The following is a 13,668-nucleotide window of genomic DNA, read 5'->3' as shown; positions in this document are numbered from 1 at the left end:
CGGGTAACTAGCGGCGATGCCGCCCATTTTGAGTGCTACGGACGTGAGCGAAGGTGCACCCGATATCGGAGCAACGGGACGTGAGGTTGGTGCAAATTCTGAGGGCGCGTCGAGCGTTGGCGGGGACTGTCACGCTGCAGCACTACGCCGAGCCGGATATCAGGGTATAGAGGACACCATGAACGAAACCGCCAACGATGCATGAGCCATGAGGCCGGATTCTTCGTATGGACCGCGACGCAGGCGCTGTCGGGCAACCAGATCCCGGTCGAAAACTTTCAGGAAACGTTGAAACAACGGGGCGCCTTTATAGGGCGGTATCAGACCGTGCCAGAGGGCCTGTAAACAAACGACGGAGGAAGCCGAATGGGTTGGGTGGCACGGTTCGCGGTAGTGGGCTTGTCGGCGTTGACGACGATTACAGCTACGCGGGCCGAGGAGACGCTGAAGGCCAAAATTGGTTTGGCCAGGTTGTCGTCGTCCGCGCCGGTCTTCATCGCGCAGGACAAGGGCTATTTCCACGATGCCGGCCTCGATATCGAACTGAAGTTCTTCGATGCGGCGCAGCCGATCGCGGTCGCCACCACCTCGGGCGACGTCGATTTTGGCATTACCGCGTTTACCGCCGGTCTCTACAATCTCGCCGGCAAGGGCACACTGCAGGTGATCGGCGGCATGAGCCGCGAGAAGGCCAGCTATCCCCTTACCGGCTATTTCGCCAGCAACAACGCTTACGCGGCCGGACTGAAGACGCCGAAGGATCTGGCCGGCAAGCGTATTGCGATGACGCAGGTTGGCTCCAGCTTTCACTATTCGCTCGGGCTGCTCGCCGACAAATATGGCTTCAAGCTGTCAGACGTGAAGATAGTGCCGCTGCAATCGCTGTCGAATGCGGTGGCTGCGCTGAAGGGCGAAACGGTCGACGCCGCGCTGCTTCCTATCTCCACCGCGCGAAAGCTGGTGGACGAAGGCGGTGCGAAATTCCTGGGTTGGGTCGGTGACGAGACGCCCTGGGCAGCTCGGTGCGGTGTTCGCCTCGCCCAAGACGCTGGCCAACAAGGCGCTGGTGACGAAGCTTTTGGGCGCGCTCGCCAAGGCCGATCACGAATATCACGACGTAATTTTGGCCCCGATGAAGGACCGCACCGTGCCGATCAACGACAAGACCATGCCCTTGCTCAAGATCATCGCAAAGTACACCAACCTGCCCGTGGAGCAGGTGGTCGGCAACTGTGCCTATATCGATCCGGACGGCAAGCTGGACGTGAAGGACGTCGACAACCAAATCAAGTGGCTGCAAGAGCAGGGCTTCGTCGACAAGGGCTTTGACGCAGACGCGATCATCGCCAAGGAATACGTGAAAGCAGATTAATGATGTGCGCGCGCCTGTATGTCCGTCATTCCGACGTGCTCGCGAAGCGAGCCTCGAAGGATGCACGGCCGAATGCAGCCGGGGCCGTCCATCCTCTGAGACGCAGCTTCGCGGCTCCTCAGGATGACAGCGTGAGTGCCGAGGGCGCCTCATGGACCTGATCGCCAACCACATCGCCCACCGCTTCGGCGAGCTCGCCGTACTCGACGACGTCTCCTTCACCGTCGGCGCGGGCGAGGTGGTGGCGATCGTCGGGCCGTCGGGCTGCGGCAAGAGCACGTTATTGTCGATCCTCGGCGGCCTGCTGCTGCCGTCATCGGGTATGGCCGAGTTGCGCGGCGCGCCGCCTGCGGACAGCCTCAATCCATTGACCTTCGTGTTCCAGGATTTTGCACTGCTGCCCTGGGCCACGGTGGAGGAGAACGTCGAATTCGCGCTGCTACACACCCAGCTCTCGTCCGCGCACCGCCGCGCGCAGGTCGACGATGCGCTGCGCCGCACCGGCCTCACCGATTTTCGCGCGACCTATCCAAAACAGCTCTCCGGTGGCATGCGCCAGCGCGTTGGCATTTCGCGCGCGCTTGCGGTGAGGCCGGCGATCCTGCTGATGGACGAGCCGCTCTCGTCGCTTGATTCGCAAACCCGCGAGTTCCTGATGGAAGATTTCGTCGGCCTGCTCGCCGATGGCGGCATGGGCGCGGTCTATGTCACCCACAATCTCGAAGAGGCGGTGCTTCTTGCCGACCGCATCGTGGTGCTGTCGCGGCGGCCCGGCCGCATTCGCGAGGTCGTGACGGTGCCGTTGACGCGCGCCGAACGCGCCGAGGTTGCTGCGCGTGAAAAATTGCTCGCGCTCCAGAGCCACATCTGGTCGCTGATCCGCAACGAGGCGATCGATGCCGAGCGCGAGGTCCAACATGCTTGATCGCGCAACCCGGGCTAAGACGCCAGCGAAAGATGCGGCGACGCGGCTGGTCCATTTCCGCGGCGCGGGCTTCGTGCCCGCGAGCAGCCGGCTTGGCGGCTGGGTCGCGCTCGCGCTTGTCATCGCGCTGTGGCAGGCCGCTGGCAGCGCGCGCCTTGTCAATCCGCTGTTCCTGCCGGCGCCATCAATGATCGCGCGAGCGATCTACGAGCTCGCCGCGTCCGGCGCGCTCTGGCAGCACATATCCGCCTCGCTCCTGCGCATCGGTGTTGGCTGGCTGCTCGGCACCGCGGCCGGCATCGCCGTCGGCTTTGCCATCGGCCTGTCGCGGCTTGCGCGCAGTGTCGGCATCACCTTCATCTCCGCGCTGTTCCCGATCCCGAAGATCGGTAAGCGGCAAGCTGAGCTTTCAATTACCCACATTTGACTCGGATTTGAGCGAGGCGCGGCGGGCGAAATCTTGAATCGGCAGAATCTGTTGTGATTCATTGTTGAGCACCTGATTCGGAAGTGGGGTGCTCGATGGGGTTGGTGAAGGAACGCGCGGAGACGCGTGCTCAGCGATTGACGACCGGTATCGCGACGTGGGTTGATCGAGAAGCTGCGGGATGCGAGTTTAAAGATGAGCGGCTTGGTCGCCGGTTCTGCAAATTGCTCGCACAAGTCGGGAGCGACATGGGTCAAAGCATCCCGTTGGTTTGTCAGGACTGGGCCAACACAAAGGCCGCCTATCGCTTCTTCTCCAACGAGCGGGTCAATGAGGCGGATATTCTTTGCGGTCATTTCGAGGCGACGCGCGGGCGCGTAGCGGCGACGGAGGGACCGATCCTCGTCCTCCATGACACGACGGAATTCAGCTTCAAGCGCGAGAAGCCGGATCTGATCGGCTTTACGGGCAAGACGGCAGGACGCACACAGTGCGGCATCCTGATGCATTCGAGTCTCGCCGTGACGACCGAGGGGCTTCCGCTCGGACTGTCGGCAATCAAGTTCTGGACCCGCAAGAAGTTCAAGGGGACGACGGCGCTGAAGCGAAAGATCAATCCGACACGGGTGCCGATCGAGCAGAAGGAGAGCATCCGCTGGCTCGAGAATTTACGGCAATCGACCGACCTTCTCGCTGCTCCTGGACGATGCGTTCATATTGGTGATCGCGAGAGCGACATCTATGAGCTGTTTTGCCTGGCCGAGGAGGTCGGAACGCATTTCCTGGTGCGAACCTGTGTTGATCGGCTTGCCGGGGACGGCAATCATACAATTGCCGACGAAATGGACGAGGTGACGATCAAGGGTCTACATCGGATCAAGGTCAAGGACGACAAAGGCGATCCCGACGACGCCGTTCTTGAGATCAGGTACCGCAAGATACGCGTCCTGCCGCCGATCGGCAAACAGACGAAATATCCCGCACTCACTCTGACCGTGATCCACGCTCAGGAGCGGGGAAGGCCGAAGCGGCGAAAGAAAATCGAGTGGAAGCTCCTCACCGATCTCCCGGTCCAATCGCGCAAGGACGCCATCAATAAGATCGAATGGTATGCCTTGAGGTGGAAGATCGAAGTCTTCCATAAGATCCTCAAATCTGGCTGCAAAGCAGAGGACTCAAAATTGCGAACTGCTGAGCGTCTGGTCAATCTGATCGCGGTCTTCTGCATTGTGAGTTGGCGCGTCTTCTGGATGACGATGCTCAATCGCTCCTCGCCCAATACCCTACCGCAAACCGCGCTGACAGATCCCGAAATCAGGCTTCTTGATCATTTGGTGAAAGACAGGGGTGGCGACTGCTCTCGACGAAGCACGCTCTCGCACTATGTCGTCAAGATCGCGCGGCTCGGAGGATATTTGGCCCGAGCCAACGATCCGCCTCCAGGAAATACCATGATCTGGCGCGGACTATCGCGGCTGACCGACATCGAACGGGGAGCTGCGATCGAGGCAAAAATTATGGGTAATTGAAAGCAAGCTGAGGCCGTCAGGCTGCGTGGTTCCATGGCATAAGCGCGTCGATTTGGCTGCTCGGCCAGCCGTTGGCGATACGCTGAAGTGTTAAGGCGAGCCAGGCGAACGGATCGACGTTGTTCATTTTCGCCGTCTGCAGCAGCGTTGCGATGATCGCCCAGGTTCGTCCGCCGCCGTCGCTGCCAGCGAAGAGGCTATTCTTTCTCGTGATTGTTTGTGGCCGGATGGCGCGTTCGACGACGTTGGAGTCGAGCTCGATACGTCCATCGGTCAGGAAGCGTTCGAAGATGGCACGGCGCGAGACGGCATAGCGGATCGCCTCGGCCAATTTTGATTTGCCGGAGATCCGCCGCAAGGTCTGCTGCCAGAGATCGAAGAGATCTGCGACGATCGCCGCGGAGGCTTGCCGGCGCGCGGCAACGCGAGCGTCGGGGCTTTGACCGCGCACGGTCTTCTCGACCTGCCAGAGCCTTGCCATCCGCTCGACCGTCGCCGTTGCCACTTCCGAGCTCCCTGCAACATGCAGCTCGTAGAACTTGCGTCTGCAGTGTGACCAGCAGCCAGCCAATGTGATGCCATCATTGCCGCGATCGGATCGCGCGAGCTTGTTATAGGCGGCATAGCCATCCACTTGCAGGATGCCGCGATAACCATTGAGATGGCGGACCGCGCATTCGCCGGAGCGGCTGTCTTCGAAGCGATAAGCCACCATCGGGGGACCGCTGCGGCCAAAGGTTCGGTCATCCCGGGCATAGGCCCATAAGTAGGCCGTCTTTGTCGATCCGGAGCCCGGAGCGAGCGTCGGCAAAGTGGTTTCGTCGGCAAAGACCCGTTCGGCCTTCAGCTCGACATGATCGCGGGCGTAGATAGCCTCCTGCCGGTAGAGCGGCAGGCCATCGGCATATTTGGCGACGGCTATCTGGGCCAGAAGCGCTTCCGTCGGAATGCCTCCTTCAATGATATGGGCCGGGGCCGGCGCCTGGATGACGCCGTCCGCGTTCTTGAAGGCATACCTGGGACGGCGCGTGACGATCACCCGGAACTTCGCCGGCACCACATCCAGGCGCTCCGACACGTCCTCGCCGATCAGCACCTTCTGCTTGCCGGCATGCTCAGCCAGCTCTTCCGGCTCAATGACGGTTTCGATCCGTTCCAGATGGGGCGCAAAGCCCTTGCGCCGACGCGGTGCACGCTTGCCATCCGCCTGCGCACGGCCCTTGCTGACCTGGGCCTTGATCGCGGCGATGCCGGTCTCGATCTCCTCGAAGACGAGGGCCTGCTGTTCATCGTCGCCGTTCGCCGAGCCGAGCTTCTCCGATCGTCGGCCGAACCGGGCGCGGTCGAAGGCCTTCAGGATTTGCGTCAGCCGCTCGATGCGCGCATCGGCATCGGCGTTGCGGGCCTTGAGATCGGCGACTTCGCTCTCCAGAGCATCGGCGCGGGCCGCTTTCTCGGCCATGGCAAGCACCATGGCCTTCAGCATCTCTACGTCATTCGGGAAGCTGAGATCGGGCGGCGTCATTGACCCGACCAGAGCACATTTTGCTCCGCTTCTCTTGCCCTTTCAGGCCCACTGATTCACTTCGCCGCAGTGCTTTTACCCAACAATCTCTGGCGGCTTGACCGCCACGGTCTGGACCCGCTTTCAATCCATCCCATCCACCAGTGCCATCAACTGCGCGGGATTCACCTGCACCCGATGGTGCCCGATCCGCGGCCAGTAAAACTTCGCCTTTTCAAGCCGTTTTAAATAGAGGCACACGCCGGAGCCATCCCACCATACGATCTTTATTCGGTCGGCTCTTTTGGCGCGGAACACATAAAGCGCACCGTCGAACGGTTATGTTGCGTGCAACATAACCGTTCTTATGTGTCGGACGAGATTATGTGGCGGAGGCGCTCTAACGCCAGCCCGGGCCGGCCACTCAGGGTTTCTCCGCCACATAATAATCAGATGTTGGCCAGCAGCTGCAGGATGGTGTCGTTCGGCCGGAAGCGCGCGCTGCGGTCGCCTGAGACGCCCGCGTTCTCAAGTCCCCGGCGCATCATCTCGACATCCGCAGCGGCGTATCGGTGGGTTGTGGCGACCTGAGCATGGCCAAGCCAAGCCTGGATCGTCAGGAGGTCCACACCTGACCGGAGAAGCTTCATGGCGAGGGAATGCCGGAAGATGTGCGGCGATATCGGCTTGCCCTCCAAGCTTGGCCTCGTGGACCCGGCCTGGGAGGCGGCACGCCGCACGATGTGTGTCGCGCCGAAACGCGTCAGGCGCTCGTTGTGAACCCCGACGAAGATCGGCCGCGGTTCATGATTGGCGAGACCGCGTTCGCTCAATAGGTCCGTCAGCGATCGCACCAGATCCTTAGGAATGGGAACGACGCGATCTCGGCGTCCTTTGCCATGAAGCAGCACCTGCGGGCGTCCTCGCTCCAACTGAAGGTCGTTCGCGTTGACGCCAGTCGCTTCGGACACGCGAGCGCCGGTTCTCGCCAAGAAGAGCAGAAAGGCCCGGTCGCGCCGGCCGCGGGGCGTCGTCTGATCAGGGGCTGCGATGATGGCCTCCACCTCGGCGTTGGTGAGATGATGCGTCACCTCGATGTGGGCCCGTTTGGTGGGGATCGTCAGAACCCGTTGGGCGACGCCGAACGAGGCGGGATCGGCGGCAGCGACGTGATGGAAGAAGGATCGGATCGCGGCTAATCGGGCGTTGCGCGTTGCGACGGAGTTGTTCCGCTTCTCCTCAAGCTCGTCAAGAAAGGCGAGAACAAGGTCCCGATCGAGATCCTCAAGGGCCAGCGCCGCCGGCTTCTTCCCCAAATGGGCGGCGGCAAAGAGGATCAGCATGCGCAAGGCATCGCGATAGCTGGCTAAGGTCGCGGAGGTCGCGTTGCGCTGCTTGGTCAACCGGCGACGAAAGTACGACTCCAGGAGCGGCGCCAGCAGGAGGTGTTCGTTCATGCCGCGCCTCCGTCGAGGAAGGCGCGCTCAGCCGCGATGGCGAGGAGATCCGACGAGCCGGTGAGGTAGTAGGCTGTGTCGCTATAGTTGGCGTGGCCGAGGTAGGTGGCGAGTAAGGGCAGCAGCGCTTGGACGTCTGCGCGCTGTTGGTGCCACAGCCTGAGCCTGGTCACCGCGAACCGGTGCCGGAGATCGTGCGGTCGCAGAGGCTTGCCATTGTCAAGACCCGCGAGCTTGCGGACCTTAGCGAAGTTGCTTTGCAGGCCGGTCGCCGACAGACGGCAGCCTCGCGAGCTGAGGAAGAAGGCCTCGCCTTTGGGCCTGGGAAACACGGTGTCGCGCTCACGGGCGTATCGACGAAGGGCTGCCTGGGTCGTTGGGTGAACAGGAATCAGGCGGTCTTTACGGAACTTGGTTTTACGGACGAGGACGATCCCGTTGGTCAGATCGACGTCGCCGCGATCAAGGCTGACCGCTTCGCCCGATCGTAATCCCGTGCTGGCCAACAATCCGATTAGCGTCGCCATCGTACGGCCCCTGAGAGGGTTCCCTGGCGAAATGAGGCTGCATGCGTCGATAAGCGACGTCAGCTCAGCCTCACTTAGGATGCGCGGCGGCGGAATCGCCCTGGACCGCGGGAAAGCTTTGCGCTCCAAGACCTCGGTCTGGGGGGCGTAGAGGACCAGGTACTCGTAGAATCGGCGGAGCACGCCGTGACGGACCGCGCGGCTGTCGGCGGCGCCACCGAACGATAGGACGAAGTCCAGCGCCATCGTCCGGGTGGCGGGCGCACCCAGCTGAGATTGCTCGACGTAGCGAACGAAAGCCCGCAGCGTGCCGGCTTGCTTGTTGAAGGCGTAGCCGAGGGAGCGGCGCAGCTCGATGTAGCGCTCGACCTTGTCGCCGAGGAATGCGGCGAAGGCAGTCATGCGGCGCCTCCCGGAAAGGGGAGCGCGACCTCAGCGAGCTGCGAGGCCGCGACCTTCACGTACAGCGCCGTTGTGTTGATGCTTCGGTGCCCTAGAAGATCGGCGACCTCGTTGATCGGCCTTCGTCGCCCGACGAGCTGGGTGGCTAGACTGTGGCGCAGGAGATGTGCGCCTCCGACGCGACCGAGCTCGATCCCACCATGCTGCAACCGCCTCCGCACGATCCTTGAAACAGACGACGCGTACTTGAATGGTCCCACGGGCGGCGTGAAGGACAGGAACAGATGCTTACTATCGACCTTCGGTCTAGCCCGCAGGATATAGTCGGCGAGCGCGGCGCCGGTCTCCTCGATGAGCGGGGCCACTCGGTCACGCTTGCCCTTGGTGCGCCGGACAAAAAACTCACCAGCTCGCCAGTCGATATCCCGGAGCTGAAGAGCGCGTAGCTCGCCGTTGCGAATGCCTGTGGTGGCGAGCAACAACAGAACAGCTCGATCGCGAAGGTCGATCGGCGTCACCTTGCCGATCGCATCGATGGCGCGGCGAACATCATCCCACGAAAGCCGGGGCGTTAAATGGGCCAGTCGCCAATATGGCGTTCTTGGAACGATGGGAGCCAGATCCTGCTCGTGGTGACCACCCCAATGCAGAAAGCGGAGAAACGTTCGGATGTGAGAGATCGCCGCCGTGCGAGTGCCGGAGGTCGCCGAGAGCGACAGCCGATACTCGACAGCGGCAAGGACATGCTCTGCCGTCAACGCCTCGAGGTCTTGGCCAGGATGGCGATGGTGGAGCCAATCCAGAAAGCGCCGTGCGCCCAAGAGAACGCCATCGCGGGACCTTGGCTCAAGGCCTCGTACCCTGCTCAGATAGTGAGAAAAGGAGCGCAAAAGCGGAGCGTCCGGATCATCGACTACAATGGGCGTCGAAGCAATGAATCGTTCGGGCGCCACCCGTCGCGCGTGTTGGATCGCAGACACTGCCGCAATCCGTGGTGAGTCCGTGGTGAATGTGCATAGATAGCTATCGACGATAGCTTCGCCGATCGGCCGTGAACCGCAATGTGCTGCAGCAAAACGGCCGAACCGCGCGATCCGGCTCAGATAAAGCTTAGCGGATGCTTGCTTGTAACCGAGCGAGAAAAAGTGCCCCGCGATGCGATCCATCTCGGCGCCGAGCGCCCCGTCACGAAGGCGTTTAAGCACCCCGCGGTACGAAAAATAGAACTCGAGCATTGTGCCCCTCCGGCGTTACGGCGCAGGGGGATCCCGCGTCGCCACGAGGGGCACGAAATATTATGTGGCGGAGGAATCCAGCCGTGGCCGGCCCGGGCTGGCGTTAGAGCGCCTCCGCCACATAATCTCGTCCGACACATAAGAACGGATCTGAGCCGGCATCGCGCACCAGCGCAACAAGGCCATCGATACCCTTGCGGAAGTCGACTGGATGGCTCGCCAGGAACACCTTCACGCCGGAGGGGATCATGCCGAACGGACCGCCCGGATCACCCGCTGCAACTGCGCCTCGTCGACGTCCACGCCGGCGCGCACGATCACCTCGCCAATGGCAATCTCGATCACCGCGCCTGCCACAGGCGCCACCACACCCTCGCAACTCGAGTGCCGTGAGCGATAACGCCGCCGCTCGGCCCGAGCGTCACGGCGCCAGGCGAACAGCTGCGACGGGTGAATGCCGATCCGGCGGGCGATCGCCGAGACGCTCGCGCCAGGCTCCAGCGCCTCCATCACGACTTGGGCCTTAAACTCGTCCGACCAGCGTCGGCGAAGCTGCCGCGGCGCTCCCTCAAGACGGTCGGCGACCGCTTCGATCATATGGAAGGTTCTAGTTCCAGAACTAGGCGCAGACATAGAAGCTCACATCGGCTCACAAACTTAGCAGCCGATAGCCGATCGTTCACCCCCTCCGCCAGACGGGGTCTCCTTGCTTTCAATTACCCATAATTTTTGCCTCGATCGCAGCTCCCCGTTCGATGTCGGTCAGCCGCGATAGTCCGCGCCAGATCATGGTATTTCCTGGAGGCGGATCGTTGGCTCGGGCCAAATATCCTCCGAGCCGCGCGATCTTGACGACATAGTGCGAGAGCGTGCTTCGTCGAGAGCAGTCGCCACCCCTGTCTTTCACCAAATGATCAAGAAGCCTGATTTCGGGATCTGTCAGCGCGGTTTGCGGTAGGGTATTGGGCGAGGAGCGATTGAGCATCGTCATCCAGAAGACGCGCCAACTCACAATGCAGAAGACCGCGATCAGATTGACCAGACGCTCAGCAGTTCGCAATTTTGAGTCCTCTGCTTTGCAGCCAGATTTGAGGATCTTATGGAAGACTTCGATCTTCCACCTCAAGGCATACCATTCGATCTTATTGATGGCGTCCTTGCGCGATTGGACCGGGAGATCGGTGAGGAGCTTCCACTCGATTTTCTTTCGCCGCTTCGGCCTTCCCCGCTCCTGAGCGTGGATCACGGTCAGAGTGAGTGCGGGATATTTCGTCTGTTTGCCGATCGGCGGCAGGACGCGTATCTTGCGGTACCTGATCTCAAGAACGGCGTCGTCGGGATCGCCTTTGTCGTCCTTGACCTTGATCCGATGTAGACCCTTGATCGTCACCTCGTCCATTTCGTCGGCAATTGTATGATTGCCGTCCCCGGCAAGCCGATCAACACAGGTTCGCACCAGGAAATGCGTTCCGACCTCCTCGGCCAGGCAAAACAGCTCATAGATGTCGCTCTCGCGATCACCAATATGAACGCATCGTCCAGGAGCAGCGAGAAGGTCGGTCGATTGCCGTAAATTCTCGAGCCAGCGGATGCTCTCCTTCTGCTCGATCGGCACCCGTGTCGGATTGATCTTTCGCTTCAGCGCCGTCGTCCCCTTGAACTTCTTGCGGGTCCAGAACTTGATTGCCGACAGTCCGAGCGGAAGCCCCTCGGTCGTCACGGCGAGACTCGAATGCATCAGGATGCCGCACTGTGTGCGTCCTGCCGTCTTGCCCGTAAAGCCGATCAGATCCGGCTTCTCGCGCTTGAAGCTGAATTCCGTCGTGTCATGGAGGACGAGGATCGGTCCCTCCGTCGCCGCTACGCGCCCGCGCGTCGCCTCGAAATGACCGCAAAGAATATCCGCCTCATTGACCCGCTCGTTGGAGAAGAAGCGATAGGCGGCCTTTGTGTTGGCCCAGTCCTGACAAACCAACGGGATGCTTTGACCCATGTCGCTCCCGACTTGTGCGAGCAATTTGCAGAACCGGCGACCAAGCCGCTCATCTTTAAACTCGCATCCCGCAGCTTCTCGATCAACCCACGTCGCGATACCGGTCGTCAATCGCTGAGCACGCGTCTCCGCGCGTTCCTTCACCAACCCCATCGAGCACCCCACTTCCGAATCAGGTGCTCAACAATGAATCACAACAGATTCTGCCGATTCAAGATTTCGCCCGCCGCGCCTCGCTCAAATCCGAGTCAAATGTGGGTAATTGAAAGGTCTCCTTGCCGCTTACGAAGATCGCGCTGTTGCCACTGCTGATTCTCTGGCTCGGCATCGGCGAAGAGCCGAAGATCGCGACGATTGCATTGGGCGTGTTCTTCTCGACCGCGATCTCGGTCTACAGCGGCGTCGATGCGGTGCCACGCAACCTCTCGTGCGCAAGGTGATCTGGCCCGGCGCGCTGCCTTCGATCCTTGCCGGCTTCCGCATCACGGCGTCGGTCGCGCTCCTGCTCGTCGTCAGTGCCGAGATGATCGGCGCCCAGTTCGGCATCGGCGCCTTTGTGCTCCAGGCCGGCAATCTCATGCAGACGGATCAGCTGCTTGCGGGCGTTGTGATCCTGTCGGTGTTCGGGCTTGCGGTGGGGAGGATGATCAACCTTCTTGAGGCCAAACTGTTGCACTGGCGCTAACCGCAATCGTCATTGCGAGGAACGAAGCGACGAAGCTAATCCAGGCTATTCCAGCGGAACGATCCTCGATTGTTTCGCTGCGCTCGCAATGATGATGTGGATGGGAGAGGTACACGCTAAGACCTCCACCGCCGTCCCGGCCTAGTGGCTCTGCACAGTGATTATGACTCTTTGGAAGTCGCGGGATAGGCGCGGCCCATTTTGGTGCGGGCCTTGTCTGTTGTGAACATCCATTTGATGCGAGAGCGGGCGGCATTTCGCTTCCGTTCCCAAGCGGCGATTTCGCGGCGCAACCGCTTGGGGGCGTCGATTCTGCGATTGAGGCACTGGCCCCGCAGGACGCCGATCTCGATCTCGACCATGTTGAGCCAGCTTGCGTGCTTAGGCGTGTAGTGGAACTCGAGCCGTCGCAAAATCCGCCTGGCTTCGGCGGGCGGGAAGGCCTGATACAGGGCGCCGGCGGAGTGGGTCGATAAATTATCCTGGACGACTCGGATGATCTCGGCGTCGGGATAATGGATGTCGACGAGGTCGCGCATGCAGGAGGCATAGTCTTCAGCCGCGCGCCGCTCAGTGACTTTGACCTTGCGCCAGGGACGATGCACGTCGAGGAATACGAAGAGATTGACCGTGCCGTTGCGACGGTACTCGTAATCGTAACGTTCGAGCTGGCCGGGCTCGGCCGGAATCGGTTGACGCGCCTCGCCGATGAGCTGCACCGGGCTTTCGTCGAAGCACACCACCGGCCGCTTGGGATCTGGCGCCTCGGCGTAGAGGTCGAGCACGTCCTCCATACGGGCGACGTATTCGCCGTCGATCTGCGGAATGCACCACATGTCCCTGCGCCAGGGCTTGAGGCCATTTTCGGCCAGGCGCCGCCGAACCGTCTCATGCGACAGGCTCTTGTGTTCGGTGAGCTTGACCATCGCACCTGCCAGCAGCTCAAGCGTCCAGCGGGCCCGGCCTTCTGGCGGACTGGCGCAGGCCGTCGCCACCAACAAGGCTTCTTCCTTGACCGTGAGTTTGCGCTCCGCTCCGGGCCGCGGCTCATCGCTCAGCGCCCGCTCCAGATTGCCTTCCACGAAGCGGCGCTTGGTCCGGTACACGGTCGAGCCGCCCACGCCGACGCTCCGCGCGATCTCCTCATCGCTGCCGCCGGTGTCGGCAGCCAGCAAAATCTGCGCGCGCTTGAGCTTACGGGACGCATGCTTGCCGCCGCTGAGCAGCGCCTTGAGTTCCGTGCGCTCGATTTGGCTGAGGTCGACCCGATAGCGTACATTCATGGCATGCCTCCGTGTTCGAGGCACGCACCAACAACTGAATCGGATGGCCGGCGTGAGTCCTTCGGCAAAACCCTTCACGCCCACACAGGGGCAGTACCTGGCCTTCATCCACCTCTACACGCGCCTGCACCGCAGACCCCCGGCGGAAGCCGACATGCGGGAATACTTCCGCGTTAGCCCGCCCTCGGTTCACCAGATGGTGCTGACGCTGGAACGGGAGGGCCTCATCAGACGGCAGCCAAGGACCCCTCGCAGTATCGAGGTCCTCGTTGATCCAAAACACCTGCCGGAGCTACTCTGACCGCCAGACGCAACCCGTCAAAATCACT

At 61.5% G+C, this 13,668-nt stretch carries 11 protein-coding genes and 4 pseudogenes; 6 read left to right on the top strand and 9 right to left on the bottom strand.

Going from position 1 to position 13,668, the window contains the following annotated elements; translation table 11 throughout:
* Positions 1–366 precede the first annotated feature (366 nt).
* The 4 genes and pseudogenes from ACVIYL_RS23710 (at position 367) to ACVIYL_RS23695 (ending at position 4,253) form a co-directional block, all read left to right on the top strand.
* Positions 367–1,372 (top strand): annotated as a pseudogene (locus tag ACVIYL_RS23710) (ABC transporter substrate-binding protein).
* Between the two features lie 151 nt (positions 1,373–1,523).
* Positions 1,524–2,297 carry an ABC transporter ATP-binding protein gene (locus ACVIYL_RS23705; protein WP_456779974.1) on the top strand — a complete coding sequence of 258 codons (774 nt, stop codon included), beginning with the start codon at positions 1,524–1,526 and terminating at the stop codon, positions 2,295–2,297.
* Positions 2,290–2,685, top strand: a pseudogene (locus tag ACVIYL_RS23700) (ABC transporter permease); the annotation flags it as partial. The gene ACVIYL_RS23705 and the pseudogene ACVIYL_RS23700, both read left to right, overlap by 8 nt.
* Before the next feature lie 134 nt (positions 2,686–2,819).
* Positions 2,820–4,253, top strand: coding sequence for an IS4 family transposase (locus ACVIYL_RS23695; RefSeq protein WP_456779677.1), 1,434 nt, complete (start codon positions 2,820–2,822; stop codon positions 4,251–4,253).
* A gap of 16 nt (positions 4,254–4,269) precedes the next feature.
* Here ACVIYL_RS23695 and tnpC read toward each other — a convergent pair whose 3' ends face one another.
* The 8 genes and pseudogenes from tnpC to ACVIYL_RS23655 all read right to left on the bottom strand — a co-directional run bounded on the left by tnpC (position 4,270) and on the right by ACVIYL_RS23655 (position 11,524).
* Entirely contained in the window at positions 4,270–5,778 is a 1,509-nt protein-coding gene (gene tnpC, locus ACVIYL_RS23690) for an IS66 family transposase (protein ID WP_456779973.1), read from the bottom strand.
* 123 nt (positions 5,779–5,901) lie between these two features.
* Positions 5,902–6,084 (bottom strand): annotated as a pseudogene (tnpB, locus tag ACVIYL_RS23685) (IS66 family insertion sequence element accessory protein TnpB); the annotation flags it as partial.
* Positions 6,085–6,206: 122 nt separating this feature from the next.
* The gene (locus ACVIYL_RS23680; RefSeq protein ID WP_456777323.1) at positions 6,207–7,214 is read right to left on the bottom strand and encodes a tyrosine-type recombinase/integrase; all 1,008 of its coding nucleotides are present in this window, start codon (positions 7,212–7,214) and stop codon (positions 6,207–6,209) included.
* Entirely contained in the window at positions 7,211–8,143 is a 933-nt protein-coding gene (locus tag ACVIYL_RS23675) for a tyrosine-type recombinase/integrase (RefSeq protein WP_456777324.1), read from the bottom strand. Before ACVIYL_RS23675 ends, ACVIYL_RS23680 begins: the two co-directional genes overlap by 4 nt.
* Entirely contained in the window at positions 8,140–9,378 is a 1,239-nt protein-coding gene (locus ACVIYL_RS23670; protein ID WP_456777325.1) for a tyrosine-type recombinase/integrase, read from the bottom strand. Before ACVIYL_RS23670 ends, ACVIYL_RS23675 begins: the two co-directional genes overlap by 4 nt.
* 103 nt (positions 9,379–9,481) lie before the next feature.
* Positions 9,482–9,628 (bottom strand): IS66 family insertion sequence element accessory protein TnpB, encoded by a 147-nt coding sequence (gene tnpB, locus ACVIYL_RS23665; RefSeq protein WP_076824769.1) that lies wholly within the window; start codon positions 9,626–9,628, stop codon positions 9,482–9,484.
* Positions 9,625–9,975 carry a transposase gene (locus ACVIYL_RS23660; protein ID WP_253606702.1) on the bottom strand — a complete coding sequence of 117 codons (351 nt, stop codon included), beginning with the start codon at positions 9,973–9,975 and terminating at the stop codon, positions 9,625–9,627. Before ACVIYL_RS23660 ends, tnpB (ACVIYL_RS23665) begins: the two co-directional genes overlap by 4 nt.
* A 115-nt stretch (positions 9,976–10,090) precedes the next feature.
* Complete coding sequence (locus tag ACVIYL_RS23655; protein ID WP_456779677.1) at positions 10,091–11,524, bottom strand: IS4 family transposase; 1,434 nt, start codon at positions 11,522–11,524, stop codon at positions 10,091–10,093.
* 125 nt (positions 11,525–11,649) lie between these two features.
* Between ACVIYL_RS23655 and ACVIYL_RS23650 the strand changes: the two are divergent.
* A pseudogene (locus tag ACVIYL_RS23650) lies at positions 11,650–12,056 on the top strand (ABC transporter permease); the annotation flags it as partial.
* A gap of 161 nt (positions 12,057–12,217) precedes the next feature.
* Here ACVIYL_RS23650 and ACVIYL_RS23645 read toward each other — a convergent pair.
* Positions 12,218–13,339, bottom strand: coding sequence for an IS630 family transposase (locus ACVIYL_RS23645; RefSeq protein ID WP_456779625.1), 1,122 nt, complete (start codon positions 13,337–13,339; stop codon positions 12,218–12,220).
* Between ACVIYL_RS23645 and ACVIYL_RS23640 the strand changes: the two genes are divergently transcribed.
* Positions 13,338–13,640, top strand: a complete 303-nt coding sequence (locus ACVIYL_RS23640; protein ID WP_456779624.1) for a LexA family protein — start codon at positions 13,338–13,340, stop codon at positions 13,638–13,640. The two genes, ACVIYL_RS23645 and ACVIYL_RS23640, sit on opposite strands and share 2 nt — an antisense overlap.
* Positions 13,641–13,668 lie beyond the last annotated feature (28 nt).

This window comes from Bradyrhizobium sp. USDA 3315 (genome assembly GCF_054056795.1).
This window is presented reverse-complemented; position numbering and strand designations above follow the sequence as displayed.

Excerpts from the sequence above, each read along its gene's own strand:
- ACVIYL_RS23705 (WP_456779974.1), top strand. The coding sequence starts at position 1,524 with ATGGACCTGATCGCCAACCACATCGCCCACCGCTTCGGCGAGCTCGCC.
- ACVIYL_RS23660 (WP_253606702.1), bottom strand. The coding sequence starts at position 9,975 with ATGATCGAAGCGGTCGCCGACCGTCTTGAGGGAGCGCCGCGGCAGCTT.
- ACVIYL_RS23675 (WP_456777324.1), bottom strand. The coding sequence starts at position 8,143 with ATGACTGCCTTCGCCGCATTCCTCGGCGACAAGGTCGAGCGCTACATC.
- ACVIYL_RS23680 (WP_456777323.1), bottom strand. The coding sequence starts at position 7,214 with ATGAACGAACACCTCCTGCTGGCGCCGCTCCTGGAGTCGTACTTTCGT.
- ACVIYL_RS23695 (WP_456779677.1), top strand. The coding sequence starts at position 2,820 with ATGGGGTTGGTGAAGGAACGCGCGGAGACGCGTGCTCAGCGATTGACG.
- ACVIYL_RS23670 (WP_456777325.1), bottom strand. The coding sequence starts at position 9,378 with ATGCTCGAGTTCTATTTTTCGTACCGCGGGGTGCTTAAACGCCTTCGT.
- tnpC (WP_456779973.1), bottom strand. The coding sequence starts at position 5,778 with ATGACGCCGCCCGATCTCAGCTTCCCGAATGACGTAGAGATGCTGAAG.
- ACVIYL_RS23640 (WP_456779624.1), top strand. The coding sequence starts at position 13,338 with ATGGCATGCCTCCGTGTTCGAGGCACGCACCAACAACTGAATCGGATG.
- ACVIYL_RS23645 (WP_456779625.1), bottom strand. The coding sequence starts at position 13,339 with ATGAATGTACGCTATCGGGTCGACCTCAGCCAAATCGAGCGCACGGAA.
- ACVIYL_RS23655 (WP_456779677.1), bottom strand. The coding sequence starts at position 11,524 with ATGGGGTTGGTGAAGGAACGCGCGGAGACGCGTGCTCAGCGATTGACG.
- tnpB (WP_076824769.1), bottom strand. The coding sequence starts at position 9,628 with ATGATCCCCTCCGGCGTGAAGGTGTTCCTGGCGAGCCATCCAGTCGAC.